The sequence below is a fragment of the Cupriavidus sp. SIMBA_020 genome, assembly GCF_046535395.1.
In the GTDB taxonomy this organism is placed as follows: Bacteria; Pseudomonadota; Gammaproteobacteria; order Burkholderiales; family Burkholderiaceae; genus Cupriavidus; species Cupriavidus campinensis.
In genome coordinates this window covers 1-258 of the sequence record NZ_JAWRWU010001017.1, presented here as the reverse complement: position 1 = coordinate 258, position 258 = coordinate 1, and the positions used below count along the sequence as shown (strand labels likewise).

General features: G+C 65.1%; 1 pseudogene. It reads right to left on the bottom strand.

The features are described 5' to 3' along the window. Window positions 1-149: pseudogene (locus tag SB751_RS32545) on the bottom strand (mannitol dehydrogenase family protein); the annotation flags it as partial. Window positions 150-258 lie beyond the last annotated feature (109 nt).

The window sequence follows — 258 nt, the reverse complement described above, 5'->3', positions numbered from 1 at the left end:
CGGATGTTGCCGACGCTCAGCGTCCACTGCGGCTCGTCCGGCTGGCGCGCGAGATTGACGCGGTGCAGATACCACGCCTGGTGCGCGCGGTGAAACGATCCGGCGCCGATGTGCAGGATCACGTTCGCGTCGCTGCGTTCGCTGGCCATAAGGTGTCTCCGTGTTCGCCTGTCTAGGGCGATGTGCGCGCATTGAGCGTGCGCGTCTGGCTGGTTTGGGTGTTCGAATCGACGGGCGGGAAAGGCAGAGCATTTGCCC